The 21589-nt window shown below is 68.9% G+C and carries 20 protein-coding genes; 11 read left to right on the top strand and 9 right to left on the bottom strand.

Going from position 1 to position 21589, the window contains the following annotated elements; all coding sequences use genetic code 11:
* Positions 1-825, bottom strand: an 825-nt coding sequence (locus tag BUB20358_RS15805) for an IclR family transcriptional regulator (RefSeq protein WP_174905086.1), incomplete at its 3' end; no start/stop codon positions are given.
* A 181-nt stretch (positions 826-1006) separates the two neighbouring features.
* Here BUB20358_RS15805 and BUB20358_RS15810 point away from each other — a divergent pair.
* Positions 1007-1966 (top strand): MBL fold metallo-hydrolase, encoded by a 960-nt coding sequence (locus BUB20358_RS15810; protein ID WP_035974062.1) that lies wholly within the window; start codon positions 1007-1009, stop codon positions 1964-1966.
* Positions 1967-2147: 181 nt separating this feature from the next.
* Positions 2148-3500, top strand: coding sequence for an MFS transporter (locus BUB20358_RS15815; protein ID WP_035974063.1), 1353 nt, complete (start codon positions 2148-2150; stop codon positions 3498-3500).
* 141 nt (positions 3501-3641) lie between these two features.
* Here the strand turns inward: BUB20358_RS15815 and BUB20358_RS15820 are convergent, their stop codons facing one another.
* Positions 3642-4442: an SDR family NAD(P)-dependent oxidoreductase gene (locus BUB20358_RS15820; RefSeq protein WP_006765859.1), complete on the bottom strand. Its 801-nt coding sequence runs from the start codon at positions 4440-4442 to the stop codon at positions 3642-3644.
* A 130-nt stretch (positions 4443-4572) separates the two neighbouring features.
* Here BUB20358_RS15820 and BUB20358_RS15825 point away from each other — a divergent pair, with 130 nt between their 5' ends.
* The gene (locus BUB20358_RS15825) at positions 4573-5532 is read left to right on the top strand and encodes a GlxA family transcriptional regulator (protein WP_006765860.1); all 960 of its coding nucleotides are present in this window, start codon (positions 4573-4575) and stop codon (positions 5530-5532) included.
* Between the two features lie 94 nt (positions 5533-5626).
* Entirely contained in the window at positions 5627-6772 is a 1146-nt protein-coding gene (locus tag BUB20358_RS15830; RefSeq protein WP_006765861.1) for an epoxide hydrolase family protein, read from the top strand.
* Between the two features lie 81 nt (positions 6773-6853).
* On the opposite strand, the gene BUB20358_RS15835 is transcribed toward BUB20358_RS15830, so the two are convergent.
* Positions 6854-7345, bottom strand: a complete 492-nt coding sequence (locus BUB20358_RS15835) for a 2,4'-dihydroxyacetophenone dioxygenase family protein (protein WP_006765862.1) — start codon at positions 7343-7345, stop codon at positions 6854-6856.
* Positions 7346-7492: 147 nt separating this feature from the next.
* On the opposite strand from BUB20358_RS15835, the gene BUB20358_RS15840 reads away from it, so the two are divergent.
* Together BUB20358_RS15840 and BUB20358_RS15845 are read left to right on the top strand one after the other, a co-directional pair.
* Complete coding sequence (locus BUB20358_RS15840; RefSeq protein WP_123806715.1) at positions 7493-7723, top strand: hypothetical protein; 231 nt, start codon at positions 7493-7495, stop codon at positions 7721-7723.
* Positions 7720-8970, top strand: a complete 1251-nt coding sequence (locus BUB20358_RS15845; RefSeq protein ID WP_045552249.1) for an MFS transporter — start codon at positions 7720-7722, stop codon at positions 8968-8970. Before BUB20358_RS15840 ends, BUB20358_RS15845 begins: the two co-directional genes overlap by 4 nt.
* A gap of 46 nt (positions 8971-9016) precedes the next feature.
* Here BUB20358_RS15845 and BUB20358_RS15850 read toward each other — a convergent pair whose 3' ends face one another.
* Positions 9017-9982, bottom strand: a complete 966-nt coding sequence (locus BUB20358_RS15850; RefSeq protein ID WP_035974068.1) for a LysR family transcriptional regulator — start codon at positions 9980-9982, stop codon at positions 9017-9019.
* A gap of 106 nt (positions 9983-10088) precedes the next feature.
* Between BUB20358_RS15850 and aptA the strand changes: the two genes are divergently transcribed.
* Positions 10089-11450, top strand: coding sequence for an omega-aminotransferase AptA (gene aptA, locus BUB20358_RS15855; protein WP_035975256.1), 1362 nt, complete (start codon positions 10089-10091; stop codon positions 11448-11450).
* 261 nt (positions 11451-11711) lie between these two features.
* On the opposite strand, the gene BUB20358_RS15860 is transcribed toward aptA, so the two are convergent.
* The gene (locus BUB20358_RS15860) at positions 11712-12086 is read right to left on the bottom strand and encodes a COG4315 family predicted lipoprotein (RefSeq protein ID WP_006765866.1); all 375 of its coding nucleotides are present in this window, start codon (positions 12084-12086) and stop codon (positions 11712-11714) included.
* Positions 12087-12573: 487 nt separating this feature from the next.
* Between BUB20358_RS15860 and BUB20358_RS15865 the strand changes: the two genes are divergently transcribed.
* Positions 12574-13425, top strand: coding sequence for a dienelactone hydrolase family protein (locus BUB20358_RS15865; RefSeq protein ID WP_035974074.1), 852 nt, complete (start codon positions 12574-12576; stop codon positions 13423-13425).
* Positions 13426-13477: 52 nt separating this feature from the next.
* On the opposite strand, the gene BUB20358_RS15870 is transcribed toward BUB20358_RS15865, so the two are convergent.
* The gene (locus tag BUB20358_RS15870) at positions 13478-14278 is read right to left on the bottom strand and encodes a helix-turn-helix transcriptional regulator (protein WP_035974076.1); all 801 of its coding nucleotides are present in this window, start codon (positions 14276-14278) and stop codon (positions 13478-13480) included.
* 129 nt (positions 14279-14407) lie between these two features.
* On the opposite strand from BUB20358_RS15870, the gene BUB20358_RS15875 reads away from it, so the two are divergent.
* The gene (locus tag BUB20358_RS15875; RefSeq protein WP_035974078.1) at positions 14408-15814 is read left to right on the top strand and encodes an APC family permease; all 1407 of its coding nucleotides are present in this window, start codon (positions 14408-14410) and stop codon (positions 15812-15814) included.
* A 49-nt stretch (positions 15815-15863) separates the two neighbouring features.
* Positions 15864-16973, top strand: coding sequence for a P1 family peptidase (locus BUB20358_RS15880; RefSeq protein WP_006765870.1), 1110 nt, complete (start codon positions 15864-15866; stop codon positions 16971-16973).
* 129 nt (positions 16974-17102) lie between these two features.
* Here BUB20358_RS15880 and BUB20358_RS15885 read toward each other — a convergent pair whose 3' ends face one another.
* Together BUB20358_RS15885 and BUB20358_RS15890 are read right to left on the bottom strand one after the other, a co-directional pair.
* Positions 17103-17315 carry a hypothetical protein gene (locus BUB20358_RS15885; RefSeq protein WP_035974080.1) on the bottom strand — a complete coding sequence of 71 codons (213 nt, stop codon included), beginning with the start codon at positions 17313-17315 and terminating at the stop codon, positions 17103-17105.
* Between the two features lie 136 nt (positions 17316-17451).
* Entirely contained in the window at positions 17452-19635 is a 2184-nt protein-coding gene (locus BUB20358_RS15890) for an FUSC family protein (RefSeq protein ID WP_035974081.1), read from the bottom strand.
* A gap of 200 nt (positions 19636-19835) precedes the next feature.
* Between BUB20358_RS15890 and BUB20358_RS15895 the strand changes: the two genes are divergently transcribed.
* A complete protein-coding gene (locus BUB20358_RS15895) occupies positions 19836-20783 on the top strand; it encodes a LysR family transcriptional regulator (protein ID WP_006765872.1) in 948 nt (315 codons plus the stop codon).
* 142 nt (positions 20784-20925) lie between these two features.
* Here the strand turns inward: BUB20358_RS15895 and BUB20358_RS15900 are convergent, their stop codons facing one another.
* Positions 20926-21228, bottom strand: coding sequence for a DUF4148 domain-containing protein (locus BUB20358_RS15900; RefSeq protein WP_006765873.1), 303 nt, complete (start codon positions 21226-21228; stop codon positions 20926-20928).
* Positions 21229-21589: the final 361 nt, after the last annotated feature.

The following is a 21589-nucleotide window of genomic DNA, read 5'->3' on the forward strand; positions in this document are numbered from 1 at the left end:
CGGCACGTCGCGCCGTTCGCCGAGCGACGCGGTCGCGCGCCGCGCGGCGTCGCGCAGCGCGGTCGCAATCGGGCCGTCCCAGCCGACGTCGATCGATCCCGACGAACCGATCACCGTCAACGCGAGTTGCAGTCGTCCGTCCGTGTCGAACACCGGCACGCACATCGAGCTGACGCCGGGGCTCGGCCGATCGACGCCGCGCTCGATTCCGCGTTTGCGGATCGCGTCGAGCTCGGCCTGCCGCACGCGCGCATCCGGTGCGGCGTGTGCGCCGGCGCCCGCGAGCGTGTCGCCGGCGCCGGCCTGGCCGGCCGCCATCGCGTCGATCTGCGCGGGGTCGCCGAACGCGCGGAACACGCGGCCGGTCGCGGTCGCGTCGAGCGACATCACCGAGCCGACGTGCAGGTTCACGTGCAGCGGATAGCCGCCGTGCTCGATGCGCACGATCGTCGGCCCCAGCACGCCGGGCACCGACAGCGCGACGCTGAGCCCGACCGTTTCCGCGAGCCGCGCCGCATGCGGCAGCGCCGCGCGATAGGCCGGCTGACGCTCGATCGACATCAGGCCGAGCCGCAGCGACAGCGGGCCCGGCTCGTAGTTGCCGGTGATCGCGTCGCGCTTCACGAGCGCGAGCCGCGTGAGGCTGACGAGATAGGTATGCGCCTGCGCGGTCGACAGGTCCGCTGCCGCGGCCAGCTCCGACAGCCCGAGCGGCTTGCGCCGGCGCGCGAGCGCGTCGAGCAGCCGGCCGCCGACCTCGACGCTCTGGATGCCGCGCTGCGCCTTCGGCGGCGCGTCGTCTGCGCTGACTTCGTGGTTCTGCACGCGATTCTTCCGTTGACCGTTGACGAAACCCCGCATGGTAGCCGACGCCATTTCGCGCGCCAGCCCCCGAGGTTTACCCGCATTAGACAATAGCAAGCGACTTTGTCATTGACAAATATCTGGCTCGGGACGATGATCGGCCCATTCCCCTCAACACATGGCTCGCAGCCACGGAACGCAAATGGCCAAAGCATTCGCCTCCCAAGCCGATCTCGAAGAGAAGAAGATCACATGGACGCAGCTGTCCGAGAACGCGTACGCGTATACCGCCGAAGGCGACCCGAATTCCGGCGTGATCGTCGGCGACGACAGCGTGCTGATCGTCGACACGACCGCGACGCCCGCGATGGCGCAGGACCTGATCGCGAAGATCCGCAGCGTGACCGACAAGCCGATCAAGCATGTCGTGCTGTCGCACTACCACGCGGTGCGCGTGCTCGGCGCGTCCGCGTACTTCGCCGAAGGCGCGCAGCACGTGATCGCGAGCCGCGGCACGTACGAGATGATCGTCGAGCGCGGCGAGGCCGACATGAAGTCGGAGATCGAGCGCTTTCCGCGGCTGTTCGCCGGCGTCGAGACGGTGCCGGGCCTCACGTGGCCGACGCTCGTGTTCGAGCGCGAGATCACGCTGTTCCTGGGCAAGCTCGAAGTGAAGATCATGCACGTCGGCTCTGGGCACACGAAGGGCGACACGATCGTGTGGCTGCCGTCGCAGAAGGTGCTGTTCTCCGGCGACCTCGTCGAATACGACGCCGCGTGCTACTGCGGCGACGCGCAGCTCGAACAGTGGCCGGCCACGCTCGAGGCGCTGCGCGCGCTCGGCGCGGAAAAGCTGGTGCCGGGCCGCGGCCCCGCGCTGCTGAATCCGGCCGACGTGAACAAGGGCCTCGACTACACGAAGGACTTCGTGACGACGCTGCTCGAGCAGGGCCGCAAGGCCGTCGAGCGCAAGCTCGACCTGAAGGCCGCGATGGCGCTCACGCGCGAAGCGATGGATCCGAAGTTCGGCCACGTGTTCATCTACGAACACTGCCTGCCGTTCGACGTGTCGCGCGCGTTCGACGAAGCGAGCGGAATCACGCATCCGCGAATCTGGACCGCGCAGCGCGACAAGGAGATGTGGGCCGCGCTGCAGGACTGAGCATCGTGCGGCGGCGCGGCATCCGACCGGATGCGCGGCCGCCGTTTCACCGAAGGCCGGCAGCGGCGGCATCGCACCGCCGCTGCGACGGCCGCTACCCTAACCGACGAGAAAGCAGGGCGCACGCACGCCCTCGCACGGCGCTGCGCGTCCGATTCGCGCCGCGCGTATGGAGACAGACATGCCCCGTTCGCTTCCCGCCGAAGCGACGCTCGCGCACGCGGGCGTCGCGGCTTCCGGTTCCGCATCCGCCGATGCGCTGCTGTTTCGCAAGATCGCATGGCGAATCGTCCCGTTCCTGTTCCTCTGCTACGTCGTATCGTTCCTCGACCGCATCAACATCGGCTTCGCGCAGTTGCAGATGAAGCACGATCTCGGCTTCAGCGACGCGATGTACGGACTCGGCGCCGCGGTGTTCTACGTCGGCTACGTGTTCTGCGAGGTGCCGAGCAACGTGCTGCTCGCGCGCTTCGGCGCGCGCCGCACGTTCACGCGGATCATGCTGCTGTGGGGGCTCGCGTCGACCGGCATGATGTTCGTGTCGCAGCCGTCGCATTTCTACGTGCTGCGCTTCCTGCTCGGCGTATTTGAAGCCGGCTTCTTTCCCGGCATCGTGCTGTATCTGACCTACTGGTTCCCCGCGAACCGGCGCGCTGCGGCGATCTCGGTATTTTTCGCGGGCGTCGCGGTCGCGGGCGTGCTCGGCGGGCTGGTGTCCGGCTGGATCATGCGCGACATGAACGGCATGCTCGGGCTGCACGGCTGGCAGTGGATGTTCGCGATCGAAGGGGCGCCCGCGATCCTGCTCGCATTCGTCGCGTTCGCGTATCTCGTCGACCGTCCGCAGGACGCCGTGTGGCTTACGCGTGACGAGAAGGCGCGCGTCGCCGCGCTGTGCGCGGACGGACGCGCGCATGGCGCACACGGTGCGCACGCGCGCGGCAGCGTCGCGGCTGCGCTCGCGAATCCGCGCGTCTATCTGTTCGCGTTCATCTATTTCTCGCTCACGTGCGCGTCGCTGACGCTGAACTTCTGGATGCCGCTGATGATTCGCGACTTCGGCGTGACCGACGTCGTCGCGGTGAGCCTCTACACGGTCGTGCCGAACGCGGTCGGCGCGATCGGGCTGATCCTGATCGCGCGCCGCTCGGACCGCACCGGCGAGCGCCGCAAGCACTTCGCGTGCTGCACGATCGGCGGCGGCATCGCGCTCGCGTCGCTGACGCTGCACCTGCCCAGCTTCGCCGCGATGCTCGCGTGCCTGTCGGTCGCGGCGACGCTGATCTTCGCCGCGCTGCCGATCTTCTGGGCGGTGCCGACGCGCTATCTGTCCGGCAACGCGGCCGCCGCCGGGATCGCACTGATCAGCAGCATCGGCATCACGAGCGGCATCGTGAGCCCGTGGGTGATCGGGATCATCCGCACGCGGACCGGCAGCATGGACGTCGCGGTGTATCTGCTGGCCGCGTTGCTGGTCGTCAGCGGTATCGCACTGCTTGCCGGCGCGAAGGACGAAGCCGCGCGCGGCGACTGAACGCAGGCGCCGCGCTTTCGTCCGCCGCGGCGCTCGGCGTCGAGGTTCGACGCAACGGCGCTCGCGGCCGCCCGGCGTCCGAGCCGCAGCAGGCGCTGTGCCCGTGCCGCCGCGCCCGACGCGCCCACTGCAGCCGATCGCTTAGCGTGCCGCCGCGTAGCGCGGCGCCGGCGAATCGGTCGACAGATGCGGCGCCATCGCACGGCGTGCGGCCTCGTACGCGTCCCACTCGTCGCCCGCATGCAGCGACGGAATCGTCACGAGTTCGCGGCGATCGAAACCGACCAGCGCCGCATCGACCAGATCCGACGCCGGCATCACGATTTCCTTCGGCAGGTGTTCGAGCGGCAGTCCGCCGGTCTGCCAGAAATCGGTCGCCGTCGCGCCGGGCAGCACCGCCTGCACTTGCACGCCCTTGTCGGCCAGTTCGTGATGCAGCGACTGGCTGAACGCGAGCACGAACGCCTTGCTGCCGCCGTATACGCCGTTCAGCGTTTCCGGCGAAATCGCGACGATCGACGAGATGTTGATCACCGCGCCGTGCCCGCGCGCGACGAAGCCCGGCGCGGCCGCATACGTGAGGCGCGTGAGCGCGGTGACGTTCAGGTCGATCATCCGCGTCATCGCGTCGACGTCGCTGTCGAGCAGTGGCGCATGCGTGCCGACGCCCGCATTGTTGACGAGCAGCGTGATGCTCGCATCCTCCTTCAGCTTCGCCTCGACGGCGGCAAGCGCCGCGCGGTCGTTCAGGTCCGCGTCGACGATCTCGACGCTGCGCTGCGTGTCGTTGGTGATGCGCTCGGCGAGCGCGGCCAGCCGGCTGCGGTTGCGCGCGACCAGGATCAGGTCGTAGCCGCGGCGCGCGAGCCGGTCGGCGTAGATTGCGCCGATACCCGACGATGCGCCGGTAATGACGGCAGTGCCGCGATGCGTTTCAGTCATGATGTCGCTCCGTGTCGAAGAAGAGGTCGATGCGTGCATTGTCGCGTCGATCGCCGGCGACACAAATGACGTAGATGGGTATGATTTCGGACATCGCGGCCGCTGCGCCGCGCGGCAGCGGAGAACGCAGATGCACCGAATCGGCTTTCTGATCAGCGACGGCTTCCAGATCATGGCGCTCGCCGCGCAGTCGGTGTTCGAGTACGCAAACCTGAGCGTCGCCGAACCGTTCTACGCGCTGCAAAGCTACTCGGTCGAAGGCGGCGACGTGCGGTCGTCGCTCGGGCTGCCCGTCGCGACGCGGCCGCTGCGCGGGCGGATCGACGTGGACACGTGGATCGTCGCCGGCGTCAACGATCCGGTCGCGTCGCCCGCGCCGGCCGCGGTCGTCGCGTTCCTGCGCCGGCCGAACACGCGGGCGCGGCGGATCGCCGGCGTCTGCACGGGCGCGTTCGTGCTCGCGGAAGCCGGGCTGCTCGCCGAGCGCCGCGCGACTACGCACTGGGCGTACGGCCGCGCGATGCAGCAGCGTTTTCCGGACATCCGCGTCGAGGAAGACCGGATCTACATCGTCGACGGGCCGGTCTGGACGTCGGCCGGCATGACGGCCGGCCTCGACCTCGCGCTCGCGATGGTCGAAAAGGATCTTGGCGCGGATGCCGCGCGCACGGTCGCGCGCAAGCTCGTGATGCATCAGCGCCGCGCGGGCGGCCAGTCGCAGCATTCGGAGATGCTCGAACTCGCGCCGAAGTCCGACCGGATCCAGCGCGCGCTGGACTACGCGCGGCGCAACCTCGGCCGCGCGCTGACCGTCGACGAACTCGCCGACGCGGTCCACCTGAGCCCGCGCCAGTTCAGCCGCGTGTTTACGCACGAAACGGGGCAGTCGCCGGCGAAGGCGATCGAGCGGCTGCGGCTCGAAGCCGCGCGGCTGATGATCGAGCAGAGCCGGCATCCGCTCGACGTGATCGCGAAGGAGAACGGTTTTCGCGACCGGCGCCACATGCGCGACGCGTTCATGCGCGGCTTCGGCGTGCCGCCGCAGGCGCTGCGTCGCGACGCGCGGACGGACGAGCGCGAAACGCGCTGACGCAGCGACGCATCGATGCGCGGCGCGCGGCGGTCCGTCAGCGCGGATCGGCAAAATCGCCGAGAATCGCGGAAATCCATGACGAGGAGCAGCCATGCACGTCGAGCCGTTCGAGATTGCCATCCCTGACGATGCGGTCGCCGATTTGCGCCGCCGCGTGCGCGCGTATCGCGCGCCGACGCTGACGCCCGCCGAGCCGTGGCAGCAAGGCGCGGACGGCGCGTGGCTGAGCGCGCTGGCCGCTTACTGGGCCGACGGTTTCGACTGGCGCGCGGCCGAACGCGGTCTGAACCGGCTGCCGCAGTTCGTCGCGGAGCTCGGCGGCGAGCGCGTGCATTTCGTGCATCGGCGCGGCACGGGGCCGAAGCCGTACCCGCTCGTGATCACGCACGGCTGGCCCGGCTCCGTGTTCGAATTCGATTCGCTGATCGACCGCCTGTGCGACCCCGCGGCGTTCGGCGGCGATCCGGCCGACGCGTTCGACGTCGTCGCGCCGTCGCTGCCCGGCTTCCTGTTTTCCGCCGCGCCGGCCGCGTCCGGCACGTCGGCATTCCAGGTCGCCGATCGCTGGGCGCAATTGATGTCCGGTCTCGGCTACGCGCGGTTCGGCGCACAGGGCGGCGATCTCGGCGCGGCGGTGTCGATCGCGCTCGGCGTCCGGCACGGCGACGCGGTCGACGGCATTCACCTGAACTTCCTGCCGAGCAGCTACGAGCCCGCGGTCGATGCAGCGCCGCCGACCGACGACGAGCAGGCGTTCCTGCGGCGCAAGAGCGACTGGGCGGCGCTCGAAGGCGGGTACGCGCACGTTCATGCGACGAAGCCGCACACGCTCGCCGCCGCACTCAACGACTCGCCGGTCGGGCTCGCTGCGTGGATCGGCGAAAAATTCCGCGGCTGGAGCGACTGCGACGGCGACGTCGCACGCAGGTTCTCGCGCGACACGTTGCTGACCGGCATATCGCTGTACTGGTTGACCGGCTGCATCGGCTCGTCGATGCAGATGTACTGGGAGAACCGGCTGCAGCCGATGCGTTTTGCGGCCGGGCAGCGTGTCGCGCCGCCGCTCGCCTTCGCGCGCTTCCCGAAGGAGATCAGCCGGCCGCCGCGCAGCTGGATCGAACGCGTGTTCGACGTCGCGCAGTGGACCGACATGCCGCGCGGCGGCCACTTCGCGGCGATGGAAGAGCCGGACTTGCTGGCCGCCGACATTCGACGGTTTTTCCGGCGGTTCCGCTGACGGCGGCAAGCCGGCGCGTGGCCGCGGTTCGCCGGCTGGGCTCGGGCTCGTCCGGTACGAAGCGCGCGCGGCGTCTGCCGCTCAGCGCGTGACGAACGGCGCGGCCGCGCCGGGCGCCGTACGTGCGTGCTTGCGCTGCCGCAGCAGCGCGACGCGGCAATTCTCGCGCGCGGTCTCGCGGCCGTCGTCGTCGAGCAGCACGAGGTCGCCGCGCATCACGTTCAGCGTGATCACGTGCTCGCCCGGCGCGCCGAGCGTCTCGGGCGTGTGAACCGAACCGGCCGGTTCGAGCACGGTCGAGCCGGCCTCGGCGATCCAGTCGTACTCGCGATAGCGCCACGCGCCCTGCAGCGTATGAACGAATACCTGTCCGTCGTGGCGGTGGCGCGGCAGCGTGCCGCCGGCCGGCATCTTCAGCAGCGCGGTCAGCGTGTCGTCGGCCGCGTCGATGTGCAGATACTTGATTTCGAGGCCGGGCAGGTCGGCGCTCATCGGCAGCCACGGCAGCGCGTCGCCGGGCAGGCACGAGATCGGCGGCAGATCGACGGAAAGCGGGGCGGGCGGCTGCGTCATGGCGAACGGGCAAAGCGGAAACGGAGAGCGCGCATTATCTCAGAGCCCGATCGCGGAACCGCGCACGGTACGTAACCGTCGTTCGTCGCGCATCGAGGTTCACAGCCAAACTGTGCAGTTTGACTGTCGATATGCTAGCGTCCGTCCATGAATCCGCAACCCATGTTCATCGACGTTCCGTCGCTCGCCGGGCTCGCCGGCGAACTGTACATCGCGCCGCGCTGCGCGGTGGTCCCGCGCATCGGACGCATCGGCCGCTTCGACCCGAAGCGTACCGCCGTCGCAGCCGCACTCGTTCTCGGCATCGTCGCAGCCGGGCGGTTCGTCGCACGCGAGGTCGGCGCGCTGCACGGCGGCAACGCGGCGGAGCGCCGATGAGCGTGTCCGACTCCGGCGTCTTCCGTTCGCTGCGCAGCTTCAATTACCGCGTATGGGCGGCCGGCGCGCTGGTGTCCAACGTCGGCACGTGGATCCAGCGCACCGCGCAGGATTGGCTCGTGCTCACGCAGCTCACGCATCACGACGCGTCGGCGGTCGGCATCGTGATGTCGCTGCAGTTCGGTCCGCAGTTGCTGCTGCTGCCGTGGACCGGCTATGCGGCCGACCGCTTCAATCAGCGGCGGCTGCTGATGGCGACGCAGGCGCTGATGGGCGGGCTCGCGCTCGTGCTCGGCGTGTTGACCGCCACCGGCATCGTGCGGCTGTGGCACGTGTACGTGTTCGCATTCCTGTTCGGCTGCGCATCGGCGTTCGATGCGCCGGTGCGGCAGACCTTCGTCGCGGAGCTCGTCGGCGACCGCGAGCTCGCGAACGCGGTCGCGCTCAATTCGACGTCGTTCAACGCCGCACGGATGATCGGGCCGGCCGTGGCCGGCTTCATCATCGCGTCGGTCGGCACCGGCTGGGCGTTCCTGATCAACGGGATCAGCTTCGTCGCGGTGCTCGCGTCGCTGTCGCTGCTGCGTGTCGACGAGCTGCGCGAGAACGTGCGGGCCGGTCGCGCGACGCGCGGGCTGCTCGAAGGTTTCCGCTACGTGTGGCATCGCGCCGACCTGAAGGCGGCGCTCGTGATGCTGTTCCTGATCGGCACGTTCGGCCTGAACTTCCCGCTGTTCATCTCGACGATGGCCGCCGGCGTGTTTCACGTCGACGCGCGCGGCTTCGGCATCCTGTCGTCGATGATGGCGGTCGGCACGATTTCGGGCGCGCTGCTCGCCGCGCGCCGCGACCGGCCGCGGTTCCGGCATCTGTGGGCCGGCGCCGCGACGTTCGGCGTCGGCTGTACGCTCGGCGCGATCGCGCCCGGCTACTGGCCGTTCGCCGCGGCGCTCGTGCTGACCGGCATCGCCGCGATGACGTTCACCAACTCGACCAACGCGCTGATGCAGCTGTCGACCGAGCCGCCGATGCGCGGCCGCGTGATGGCGCTGCGGCTCGCGGTCGCGGTCGGCGGCACGCCGCTCGGCGCGCCGGTCGCCGGCTGGGTCGCGAACCATCTGGGCCCGCGCTGGGCGCTCGGCGTCGGTGCGGCGTCCGGGTTCGCGGCGGCGCTCGTCGCGCTGTATTTCCGCAAGCGCGTGCAGGCCGGTCACGAACGCGCCGGCGCGCGCGGCGGCCGGACGTGACGAGAGTGAAGGACGTGAAGAAAGTGAACAACGCGGCGATCGCCGGCTACGACGCGCTGCCGCGCGCACCCGGCCGCGCGCCCGCATGCGCGGCTTCCAGACACGACTGGAACAGCAGCGCCGCGCGCGACGGCCGCGGCGAGCGCCGCAGCAGGCTCACGAACCGGCATTGGTAGTTGAACCGCTGCGGTGCGATCGGCTGCATCAGCCCGTTGCTTTCGAAGCTCTCCGCGTAATGGTCGGGCAGGAAGCCGAGATAGCGGCCCGACAGGATCAGCGTCGCGATCGATTCCTGATCCGACGCCGTCGCGCTGCGCGTGAGCTTCGCGCGATGGCTCAGCTCCATGTTCGGCGAATGGAAGCCGAGCCCGGCGAACGCATGGCTGCGGATCGTCGTCCACGTGAGCTTGCCGTGCGGCGCGCCGTACAGCGGATGCCGACGGCCGCAGTACAGCAGCATCCGCTCGTCGAACAGCTCCGTGTACTCGAGGCTGCGCGACGTGCGGTGCGCGGGAATGATCCCGACCTCGTAGCTGCCGTCGATGATTCCGCGCTCGACCTCGTTGATCGACGCGACGTGCAGGTTCAGCGCGACGTCGGGCGCGTCGTCCGTGAACCGGCGGATCGCGTCGCCGATGCGCGCGTTCGGGTTCGTCGCCGTCTTGTCGAACACCGCGATGTGCAGTTCGCCGCCCATCCGGTCGTGAATGCCATCGATCCGGCTGCGAAATGCCTCCATCGACGCGAGCAGCCGCAGCGTCTCCTCGTACACCGTCTGGCCTTCGGGCGTCAGCGTGAAGCCCGCGCGGCCGCGTCGGCACAGCACCAGGCCGACGCGCGTTTCGAGATCCTTCACGTGCCGGCTGATCGTCGAGATGCCGATATTCAGTTCCAGCTCGGCAGCCGCCATTCCGCCGCATTGCACGACGGCCTTGAATACCCGCAGCAGCCGCAGATCCATGTCGCTGAGCTGGCCGAGCAGCGCGCGGCTCTTCGGTTTTTTTGCTTGCATAGTCGCGCAAGTGAACATTGATATTGCGATATTCAAAAGACTAATTGTCGTCCCGACAATGCGCAACATCATTACGACGACGAGGGGCGCACCTGCGCCGACCGACATGACCGACACGACCTTTGCCGCCGCGCGGCACGAACAGACCGCCGTACGTACCGACGCCGCGTGGCTCGATGCGCACTGGATGCCGTTTACCGCAAACCGCCAGTTCAAGGCGGACCCGCGCATGATCGTCGCGGGCAACGGCGCGTACTACACGGATGCCGAAGGGCGCAAGATCTTCGACGGGCTGTCCGGGCTCTGGTGTACGGGCCTCGGCCACGGCCGCACCGAGATCGTCGAAGCGGTGAGCCGGCAGGTCGCGCAGCTCGATTACGCGCCGGCGTTCCAGTTCGGCCACCCGACGTCGTTCGAGCTCGCGAACCGGATCAAGGAACTGACGCCGGCCGGCCTCGACTACGTATTCTTCACCGGCTCGGGCTCGGAAGCGGCCGATACGTCGCTGAAGATGGCGCGCGCGTACTGGCGCGCGAAAGGCAAGGGCACGAAGACGCGCCTGATCGGCCGCGAGAAGGGCTACCACGGCGTGAACTTCGGCGGAATCTCGGTCGGCGGGATCGGGCCGAACCGCAAGCTGTTCGGCCAGGGCATCGACGCGGACTTCCTGCCGCACACGCAGCTCGCCGAAAACCGGTTCTCGCGCGGGATGCCCGAGCACGGCGCCGAGCTCGCCGACCGTCTGCTCGATCTGATCGCGCTGCACGACGCGTCGAACATCGCGGCCGTGATCGTGGAGCCGTTCTCGGGTTCGGCGGGCGTCGTCGTGCCGCCGAAGGGCTATCTGAAGCGCCTGCGCGACATCTGCACCGCGCACGACATCCTGCTGATCTTCGACGAGGTGATCACCGGCTTCGGCCGTGCCGGCGCGATGACCGGCGCCGAAGCGTTCGGCGTGACGCCCGACATCATGAACTTCGCGAAGCAGGTGACGAACGGCGTGCAGCCGCTCGGCGGCGTGATCGCGACGAAGGAGATCTACGACACGTTCATGGCCGCGGGCGGACCCGACTACATGCTCGAGTTCCCGCACGGCTACACGTACTCCGCGCATCCGGTCGCATGCGCGGCCGGCGTCGCGGCGCTCGATCTGCTCGTGAAGGAAGACGCGGTCGCGCGCGTGCGCGATCTCGCGCCGCATTTCGAGGCGGCCGTGCACGGACTGAAGGGCCGGCGCCACGTCGCGGACATCCGCAACTACGGGCTCGCGGCCGGCCTGACGATCGAAGCGCTGCCCGGCGAACCGGCGCGCCGTCCGTACGAGATCGCGATGCGCTGCTGGGCGAAAGGATTCTACGTGCGCTACGGCGGCGACACGATCCAGCTCGCGCCGCCGTTTATCGCGGAGAAGCGCGAGATCGACAATCTCGTGAACGCGCTGTCCGATGCGCTGAACGAAGTCGACTGATCGTCCGGCCCGGCGCCGCGCGGCTCGATACGAAGCGCGACGCGATCGCGGAGCATCGGCCGGTGGCCGGCGTGCGGGAAGCAACGACGTTCAGCTTCCCGTCGATCCGCCGACCGGCGCGATACGCAACCGCGTTGCATCGCTCGCCGCAACGCACGCGATGCAACGCGGCACGGACGCACGAACATGCCCGCCCGGATCGACGATCCGGCGGGCTTTTTTACGCGTGCCGCGGCGCGGCCGACGGCGCGACGACGACGGTCAAGGCGCGACCACGTGCCACACGTTCTTGAAGTTGTCGCCGTTGCGGTCGCCCTGTTTCATGTCCTTCGAAAAGAAGTACAGCGGCTTGCCCTTGTACGCCCATTGCGGGCTGCCGTCGTCGCGCTTGACGATCGTGTACGGGCCGACCGGCACGTCGGTCGCGCTCGCCTTGTACGGCGGCCAGATCGTTTCGCACTGGCCCGTGCACGCGCTGGTGCCGGCGTTGGGCTTGTCCTTGTCGAACGAATAGACGGTCATCCCGTTCGCGGCGACGAGCGCGCCGTTTTCGACTTTCGTGATCGAACCTTGGGCCGACGCCGAGGCCGATGCAACGGCGAGCAGGGCAGAGCTGACGAGCAGCGCGGCTTTCATGATTACCTCCTTGTAGTCCGGTGGACGGTCGCGATCCGCGCACGGTCGGGCGTGCGGACGAATCGCGCTGAATGGTGCCGGAGCGCGACGCCGTCGCCGCCGGCGCGAGCGACGCAGGGTCGAATGGCGGGCAGCGGCGCGCTTCTTTCACCATAGGCGGTTTTTGGCAGGGCCGCGAGGAGAACCGGGGGCGTATCGGTCATGCACGAACGGCGTGAAACGGCCTGCGAGCGCCGTCGGGCCGCGGTCTGCGCGCGGCCGATGCAAGCACGCGCAGATGCGGTATGGTCGCGTGCCGACGGTCCGCGCGCGACGAACGGCGGGAACGCGATGCGCGGCCCGCTCGCGGCCGCACGCCGAACGCCGCCCGCTCCGAAGCTGACGTTTCACTGTCGCGTGCCGCGCGCGCAGCGCCGTCCCGCGTGACGTGTCAACCGCTGCGCGCCCGCCGCCGTTGTCGTCTGATCCGATCCGGCGGGAGCCCTCGATGCGCAAGTTGCTGATGTTCACGATGCTGATCTGCATATGGGCGAGCGCGGGCGCGCAGACGCTCGTTCACTTTCCGTCGACCGACGGTCCGCCCGCGACGATGCTCGACGGCTACCTGTTTCCGGCGCCAGGCCCCGGCCGCCATCCGGCGCTCGTGTTCCTGCACGGCTGCGCGGGCATGTTCACCAAGTCGGGCAAGATCGACTCGCGCGAGCGCGACTGGGCCGAGCGCTTCAACGCGGCCGGCATCACCGTGCTCGAGGTCGACAGCCTCACGCCGCGCAATCACGGCGAGATGTGCGCGCCCGCGCATTTCGTCGGCGCGATCTACCGCGCGCGGCCGTTCGACGCGTATGGTGCGTTGCGATATCTGCAGTCGCTCGACACCGTGCAGCCCGATCGGATCGGCGTCGTCGGCTGGTCGCAGGGCGGCGGCACGGTGCTGAACACGATTCGCGCAGCGAGCCCCGCGCGGCCTGCGTCGCTGCCGGACGGCGATTTCCGCGCGGCCGTCGCGTTCTATCCGGGAAGCTGCAACACGAAAGCGCAAGGCGCCGCGTGGCAGAGCCCGGTGCCGCTGCTCGTGCTGATCGGCGAGCAGGACGTGTGGTCGCCGTTCGCCGCGTGCAAGGCGTTGTTCGATTCGGTCGCGCCGGGCACCGATGCGACGTTTCATGCGTATCCGGGCGCGTACCACGACTTCGACTGGCCGGACATGCCCGTGCATACGGTGCCCGCGTTCACGACGCGCGCGGGCGTCGTGCCGATCGAAGGCACCGATCCGGCGGCGCGCGCGGATGCGCAGCAGCGCGTCGTCGATTACGTCGCGGCGCACCTGCTCGGGAACTGAACGGACGTCGGTTGTGCGCATCCGCTCGACGACGACTCGCCGCGCGGCGCGATCATTCTCCCGCGTCTTCGCCCAGCGCCTGAATGAACCGCGAGAACAGCTCGGGCTGCGACGAAATGCCGAGCTTCGCGTACAGATGACGCCGATGCACCTTCACCGTCTCCGGTGAAATCGCGAGCCGTTCGGCGATCGCCTTCGACGAATTCCCGCGCAGCACCATTCTCGCGATCGCCATCTCGCGCTCGGTCAGCACGCCCGCACCGAAGCGCGCGAGCGCCTGCTCGACGCGCGCGCCGAGATCGTCGTCGGGCGCCGCGCGCGCGGTATCGCCCGCGAGCCGCCAGTGCTGACGGATCGTCGCGCGCACCCACGGCATCGCGGCCGTCAGCTTGCCGAGCGGCTCGACGTCGAAGCGTGCGGCCGCGCCGAGCGACAGCGACAGCAGCAGGTCCGCGTGCGGCCGCACGAGGATCTGGATTTCGTCGTCGCCGACCGCATCGCGGAAGTAGCTGACGAAATATTCGCTCTGCCGGAACAGGTCGGGCGCGACTTCCTCGAGGCGATAGCAGCCGTCCGCGAGCCCGTCGTGCGCGGCCTGCAAGAACGGATCGAGCAGATACAGCCCGTTCAGGTAAAGCGGCACCGGCGATGCGCTGTCGGTACCGCCCGCGTCGTATTCGTCGAGTACGAGCGGCACGCCGTCGCGGCCGATCGCGGTCGCGAGCGCATTGTCGAACGGGACCATTTCGTTGAGCAGCAGCACGAGGAAGCGCCAGAAGCGCGGCTGACCGAGATGATCGATCACGCGACCGAGCGCCTGGTGCATCGCGATTTCGGAGAAGAGACGATCCATACCACCACCGGAAGGCGTAACACGAAGGGGGAATAGCGGTCCTGAAATTGGCTTCCTAGACTGCCACGCAATCAGTCGGGCCCGAGTATGGGCGTTCAAAAAAAACGCAGCACAGCACTGGAGAACGAAATGGCGATGTGGTCGGAATCGACGGGCACGCTGCACGCGGCGCCCGATACGCAGCACGCGCCGCGCGCGCTGTCGCAGACGCTCGGCGTGCGCGACGCGGTGATGATCACCGTGTCGGGCGTCACGCCCGCGAGCTCGATCTTCGTGATCGCGCCGTTCGCGATCCAGCAGGCCGGCAGCGGCGCGGTGCTGTCGTTCGTGCTCGGCGGCGTGCTCGCGCTCGCGTTCGCGCTCTGCTATGCGGAGCTGAGCGCCGCGCATCGGAGCGCGGGCGGCGAATACGTGATGGCCAAGCGCGTGTTCGGCACGCTGCCCGGCTATCTGACGTTCATCGCGGTGCTGTCCGTCAGCGTGTTCATTCCTGCCGTGCTCGCGAGCGGCGCCGCGCCTTACCTGAACAGCGCGCTCGGCACGCATTTCGGCAACCAGTCGGTCGCGCTGACGATCGTGCTGCTCGGCTACGTGCTCGGGATGCTGAACATCAAGACGAATGCGTGGATCACCGGCGCGTTTCTCGCGGTCGAGATCGGCGTGCTGATGCTGATCGCCGCACTCGGCTTCGCGTCGCCGCATCGCGGCGCCGACGTGCTGATCGCGCCGGTCGTCGCGCACGGCAACGCGCTCGTGCCCGCGACGCTCGCCGCGATCGTGCCGGCGATCGGCACCGCGATCTTCTGCTACAACGGCTTCGGTTCGGCCGCGTATCTCGCGGAAGACCTGCGCGGCGGCAATCGCAACGTCGCGAAGGCCGTCATCTACTCGCTGCTCGTGATACTCGTCGTCGAACTGGTTCCGCTGACGGCGATCGTGCTCGGCGCGCCGTCGCTGACCGAACTGACGAAGAGCGCCGATCCGATCGGCTACGTCGTGCGTTCGCTCAGCCATCCGATCGTGTCGCGCGTCGTCAGCGGCGGCATCTTCCTGTCGGTGTTCAACGCGATCATCGCGATCGTGATCGCGATGGGGCGCCTGCTGTACAGCAGCGGCCGGCACGCGCTGTGGTCGCGCACGTGCAACCGCGCGTTCTCGGCGATCCATCCGCGCTTCGAATCGCCGTGGCTCGCGACGCTCGCGCTCGCGGTGCCGTCCGCCGGCCTCGTGTTCGTGTCGAGCCTCGACGAGCTGACCGCGTTCACGGTCGATCTGCTGCTGCTGATCTATCTGGTCGTCGGGCTCGCCGCGCTCGCGAGCCGGCTCGTGCGCCGCGACGTCGAGCATCACTACCGGATGCCGCTGTGGCCGCTGACGCCGCTCGTCGCGGTCGGCGGCGCAGCGTATACGCTGTACACGACGCTGTCCGGCGCGACGAAGCCGACCGACCTGATCATCATCGCGGCGCTGCTGATCGCGGCGCTCGCGATGTATGCGGTGTGGGCGCGTCACAGCGACGCGTTCCGCGCGTTGTGAACGCCGCATCGGCACATCGAACCATCGAAACACTCGGAGGAATCGCATCATGCGCACGAGGGATCTCGGCATTCGCATCGGACTCGGCACGCCCGGCCGCTTCAACGCGATCACGGACGTACCCGGTGTGCGGGTCGGGCACTGCACGCTGAACGTCGACAACGGCGACGCATCGGTCCGCACCGGCGTGACCGTCATCGAGCCGCGCGCCGGCGCCGCGCGCGACGCGCCGTGTTTCGCGGGCGTGCACGTGCTGAACGGCAACGGCGATGCGACGGGGCTCGAGTGGATCCGCGAAGCCGGGCTGCTGACGACGCCGATCGCGTACACGAATACGCACAGCGTCGGCGCGGTGCGCGACGCGCTCGTCGCGAACGAGCGCGATGCCGCGCAGGGCAGCGTCTACTGGTGCATGCCGGTCGTGATGGAAACCTACGACGGCGTGCTGAACGACATCTGGGGGCAGCACGTGAGCGCCGCGCACGTGCAGCGCGCGCTCGCTGCCGCGCAGTCGGGGCCGGTCGCCGAAGGCGGCGTCGGCGGCGGCACCGGGATGATCTGCCACGAGTTCAAGGGCGGCATCGGCACCGCATCGCGCGTCGTTGCGGCCGATGCCGGCGGCTGGACGGTCGGCGCGCTCGTGCAGGCCAACTACGGCGCGCGCGAAATGCTGCGCGTGGCCGGCTATCCGATCGGCGACGTGCTGCGGCACGTGCATTCGCCGTTTCGCACGCCGGCCGCGAAAGGCGAGGCCGGAATGGGCTCGATCGTCGTCACGATCGCGACCGACGCGCCGCTGCTGCCGCATCAGTGCACGCGTCTCGCGCAGCGCGCGGGCGTCGGCCTCGCGCGTTGCGGCGGCGGCACCGAGGATTCGAGCGGCGACATCTTCGTCGCGTTCGCGACCGGCAACGACGGACTGCCGGTCGCCGATTACGGTCGCAAGGGCGCGCCGACGACCGACGTGAAGATGGTTTCGAACGACCATATTTCCGCGCTGTTCGTCGCGGCGGCAGAAGCGGTGGAAGAAGCGATCGTGAACGCGCTCGTCGCCGGCTGCGACGTCGAATCGCGCGGCGTGCGCGCCGAAGGCATCGGCCACGCACGCTTGGTCGATGCGTTGCGTGAAGTGGGCTGGCGGCCGGCGCGCGGCGCGTGAGACGGTGCGCGTCGCGTCAGTTCACGCGGTGCGCGGACGTATGCGGATGCGGCGTACGCGCGGCAAACCATGCACGCACAGGTTCGATGTGCGCGCAACGGACTATGCGGTCGCGACGCGGTGTCATGCTCAACTGCCGAAGTAGACATTGCAGAAGCTGACCGGGCCGACGCACGCGTTCGGGTCTTCCTGCTTCGATTGCGTACGATCGGTACGGCCTGCTGCACGAGCGGCTTCCGCGCGGTTCGCCGGTTGCTGCGCGACGTCGGCCGGCGCCGGCTGCGCGTGGACGACGGCAGCGGTGAGCGACAGGGCGGCGAGGGCGAGGTGCAGCGGTTTCATGTTGGTTTCTCCAGGTCGATGCCAGTCTCGCTGGCAGTGACGAAACTATAGGCGCGCGCTGCGCATCGATTAATCGCCGTCGGTGGAGAGCTTATTTGCATTCGGCACAACGATTGCGTTGTGCGCGCATCGATCGTCAACGACGTTGGCGGTTGAACGGCGCGTCGCTGTCGAGCAGCGCGCTGCGCATGAAGTGCAGGCAGCCGACGATTCGCTGCATCCGCCGTCGCGCGTCGGGCACCGCATACCAAGCATGCAACGTGTGCTGCGCGGCCCGGATCGCGAGATTCACGGATTTCAGCGTGCGCGCATGGCGGCTCGGCGTCGGATCGTCGAAGAAGCGCGGCAATTCGTCCAGCACCGCGTCGATCGATGCGGTCCAGCGCAACGTCTGCGGCGGTTTCGATTCGCAGAACGCGTGCAGTTCGTCGCGCAGGTCGATCACCGCGTGGCCGATCTCGAGCGTCGACAGCATCCACCGCAGCGCATCGCGATGCTGCCGCGTGCGCCGCTCGAGCAGCGTGCGCAACTGCGCCATCAGGTCGTGCGTGCTCGACTGGAAACGCTGTGCAAGGCCGTCGCGTGCACCTTCGCACGCCAGCGCGACCTGGCCGCGCAGGTCGTGCGCGATGCGGCCGACGAGCCAGCGCATCCGTGTCGGAAACACGACCGCGAACACGATCGCGCACGCGAGCATCGCGACGATGATCGCGAGCCCGTTGTTGATCAGCACGTCGGGCGTATAGACGATCGTGTTGTCGGGGCCCGCGAGCAGGCAGAAGAACACCGCGAAGCCGACGCCGTAGCCGGACAGGCCGGGCCGCATCGCGAGGAACGTGCCGAGGCCGAGCACCGGCGCAAGCGCTGCGCACAGCAGCGGAAAGCCGTCGATGTTCGGATACACGTCGCACAGGAACAGATAACCGACGGCCGTCGCGAACGCCGCGCCGACGCCCATCTGCGCGACGAACGTCGGCGCGCGCGGCGACGTCGAGCTGAGTGCGCATGCGATCGCCGTCGCGATCACCGCGAGCGCGCCGCTCGGCCACTCGGACGCGAGCCAGAACGCGCTCATCGCGCCCACCGCGACCACCGTGCGCAGCCACGTGAAGCCCACGAAGAACGCATTGGTCTTCACCGCGTAATGCGTGACCGAGCGTTCGAACGCGTGCGCATCGTGATCGAGCGATGCGTACGTATCCGCGTAGCCGACGTATTCGCCGATGAAGCGGTACATCAGCTCGATCGCCGTGTCGAAGTCGAGCAGGCTGCCCGGTGCGTGATCCTCGATTGCGCGGCGCGATGCGCGCGCGGCCTTCGGCAGCGTGCCGTGGAAGCGGCGCAGTTCGAGCAGCGCGCCGGTCGCCGGTGCGATGCCGCGTTGCGCTTCGTCGCGCAGCGCGGCGAAGCGCTGCGCGAGCACGGCGACATGCGGCGCGAGCGCATCGAGCACGGCGTCCGAGCGGCTCGCGCGCAGCCGCTTGACCAGCTGATGCAGCGCATGCAGCCGCGTACACGCGTTCATGAACTCGCTGTTGAGCCGCGCGAGCCGGCGGCTGCGCGCGCGAATGTGCGGATCTTCGAACGATGCGAATGCGCGGTTCGCTTCGAAGCCGACGATGTCGTCGACGAAATCGGCGAAGCGCCGCTCGAAATCTCCGCGCGCGACCTCGCGCGCGAGCACGCCGGCCGTGAACGCCGCGAATTTCGCATCGCGTGCGCGCAGCGAGCGCATCAGCGCGCCGGCCGAACTGAGCGGCAGGATCAGCGCACTGACCGCGCCCGAACACGCGATGCCGAGCGCGACTTCGGCCGTGCGCGTGAGCGCCGACTCGAACAGCGTGTGCGGCGACGTCACCGCGGGCAGCCCGATCAGCGCGGCCGTGTAGCCGGCCAGCACGAAGCCGTACCAGCGAAAGTGGCGATTGCGCACCGCGAACGCGATGCAGCCGCCGATCCACAGCGTGAGGCCGGCCATGTACAGCTCGGGCTGCTGCGCGAACAGGCCGCCGAGCGCGAGCGCGGCGACGAGCCCGGCCGCGGTGCCCAGCACGCGGTAGAAGCTCTTCGCGAACACCATTCCGGACAGCGGCTGCATCAGCACGAACACGGTCGTCATCGCGGTGCGCGGCTGCGACATCTGCAGACGCATCGCGATGCCCATCGCGAGCAGCGCTGCGAATACGGTCTTCGCGAGATGCAGCCAGATCGGCGCGTCGCGGCGCACCCAATCGCGCGCCGCGTCGCGCAACGGATCGAGCCGCATGCTCCATCGTGCCGGTTCGACGGAAGATCGCTCGATCGCAGATTCTGGCTTCATGAAAGGAGAGGCGCGTGCGGCGCCGCGCGACGTGCCGCGGTGCGTTCGAACGGGCCGGTTCGACTGACGAGGCGCCGATTGTAGGAGCGCCGCCCGCGCGCATTAACGCTGCTGCGGGGAAACGATAGTTGCAGCGCAAGCAACAATTCGCCGGATCGGCTGGAGGACAATGGCGCCTTCGCTACCAGTCGTAAACGGCAATGGATACGCTTCAGAACATGCGGGTGTTTGCGCGCGTCGTCGAAACGGGCAGTTTCACCGCGGCCGCGCAATCGCTGAACTCGACGACCGGCGCGATGTCGCGCGCGGTGTCGGAACTCGAGGCGCGGCTGCGAACGCGTCTGATGAATCGCTCGACGCGCCGGCTCGCGCTGACGTCGGCCGGCGAGAACTATCTGCGGCGCTGCCGGCAGATCCTGGCCGACGTCGAGCGTGCGGAAGAGGAGGCGAGCTGCGCGCACGAGCGGCCGGCCGGCGTGCTGCGAATGCACAGCTTCGCGAGCGTCGGCCATCACTACGTGATGCCCGCGCTCACGCGCTATCACGCGCAGTATCCGGACGTGTCGATCGAGCTGTCGCTGTCGCAACGCACGCCGGATCTGTTCGACGGCACGAGCGACATGGCGGTCGTGACCGCATCGTCGCTGCCCGATTCGGAACTCGTGTCGCATCTGCTCGGGTCGACGTTCAGCATCCTGTGCGCGTCGCCGGACTACGTGAAGCGGCACGGCGCGCCCGCCCGTCCGCACGACCTCGGCGCGCATGCGTGCCTGACGCTGCGCACGCCGGCGTTTCCGACGCGCGAATGGGTGCTCGAAGGGCCGGACGGTGTCGAGCAGATCCACGTTGCGGGGCCGGTGCAGACCAACACCGCGGAGTCGCTCGCGCTCGCGATCCGCGACGGTATCGGGATCGGCATGCTGCCGCTGTACTCGGCGATCGATGCATTGCGCGACGGCACGCTCGTGCGCGTGCTGCCGCGCCACATCCTGCAGAAGATGAACGTGTATGCGCTGTATCCGTCGCGGCGCTTCGTCGACGCGAAGGTGCGGACCTGGGTCGAAACGTTGCGCGCGCAAGTACCGGAGATGATCGCGCGCGACGTCGAGATGTTCGATACGATCGATCGCGCGCAGCAGGCCGCGTAAGCGCGGCGGGAGTGGTCGCGCGGCGAAGGCGTGTCGGCGTCGCTGCGTCGCGTGGATTCGCGCGCCGTATGCGGCATCGAACCGCGGCGCGCATCGTACCCGCGGAGCATGAGCGTCGCGCGGGCTGCACTTCGTTGCACCGTCAACGTGCGCGGCTCGATGCGACGCCCGACTCGGTCGCCGGCTCGCCGGAAGATCCATATGCGGCTTGCGCGGCCTTGCGCTGCGCGACGCGTTTCGCCGTCAGCCGTTGCTGCGCGGCGAGGATGTCGTCCGGATAGTTGCCGACTTCGCCGCGCGCCGGGTTGTAGCCGACCGACTCGAGGTCGTACAGCTCCTGCAGCACCTGTGCGCGCGTGACGGGCGGTTGCGCCGCCTGCGCGCACGACAGCGCAGGCGCGGCAAGCATCATGGCAGCGGCGGCGGTAACGACGAGCGATTTCACGAAATTCTCCTGTGATCGAGGGACTGGCCGGTTCGTCGATCGATGCGCGATCGGAACCGTCGGCGCCAGTCTATGCAGCACACGCGTGCGCAAAAACCCCGATTCCAGGGATGCAGCTTTCCGGATGAAGCAACATTGGCGCGCGTCGCCGGCATCGAACGAGCCGGTAGGCGAGCGTCCGTCACAAACCGACGTGCGACGCTGCGCACGCACGATGCCGGCCGTAGCGCGACGTCGCAGCCGCCGCGCTCGCGCGCAGCGCGGGACGGCTATCGTGCGGCTGTAATGGGTGCGCATTGCGGCATTCTGTTGATCGTCGCGCGCGACGCGCGGAGAATGGGCGGCTCGTGCCCCAGCCGGA

Source organism: Burkholderia dolosa (assembly GCF_902499135.1).
Classification (GTDB): domain Bacteria; phylum Pseudomonadota; class Gammaproteobacteria; order Burkholderiales; family Burkholderiaceae; genus Burkholderia; species Burkholderia dolosa.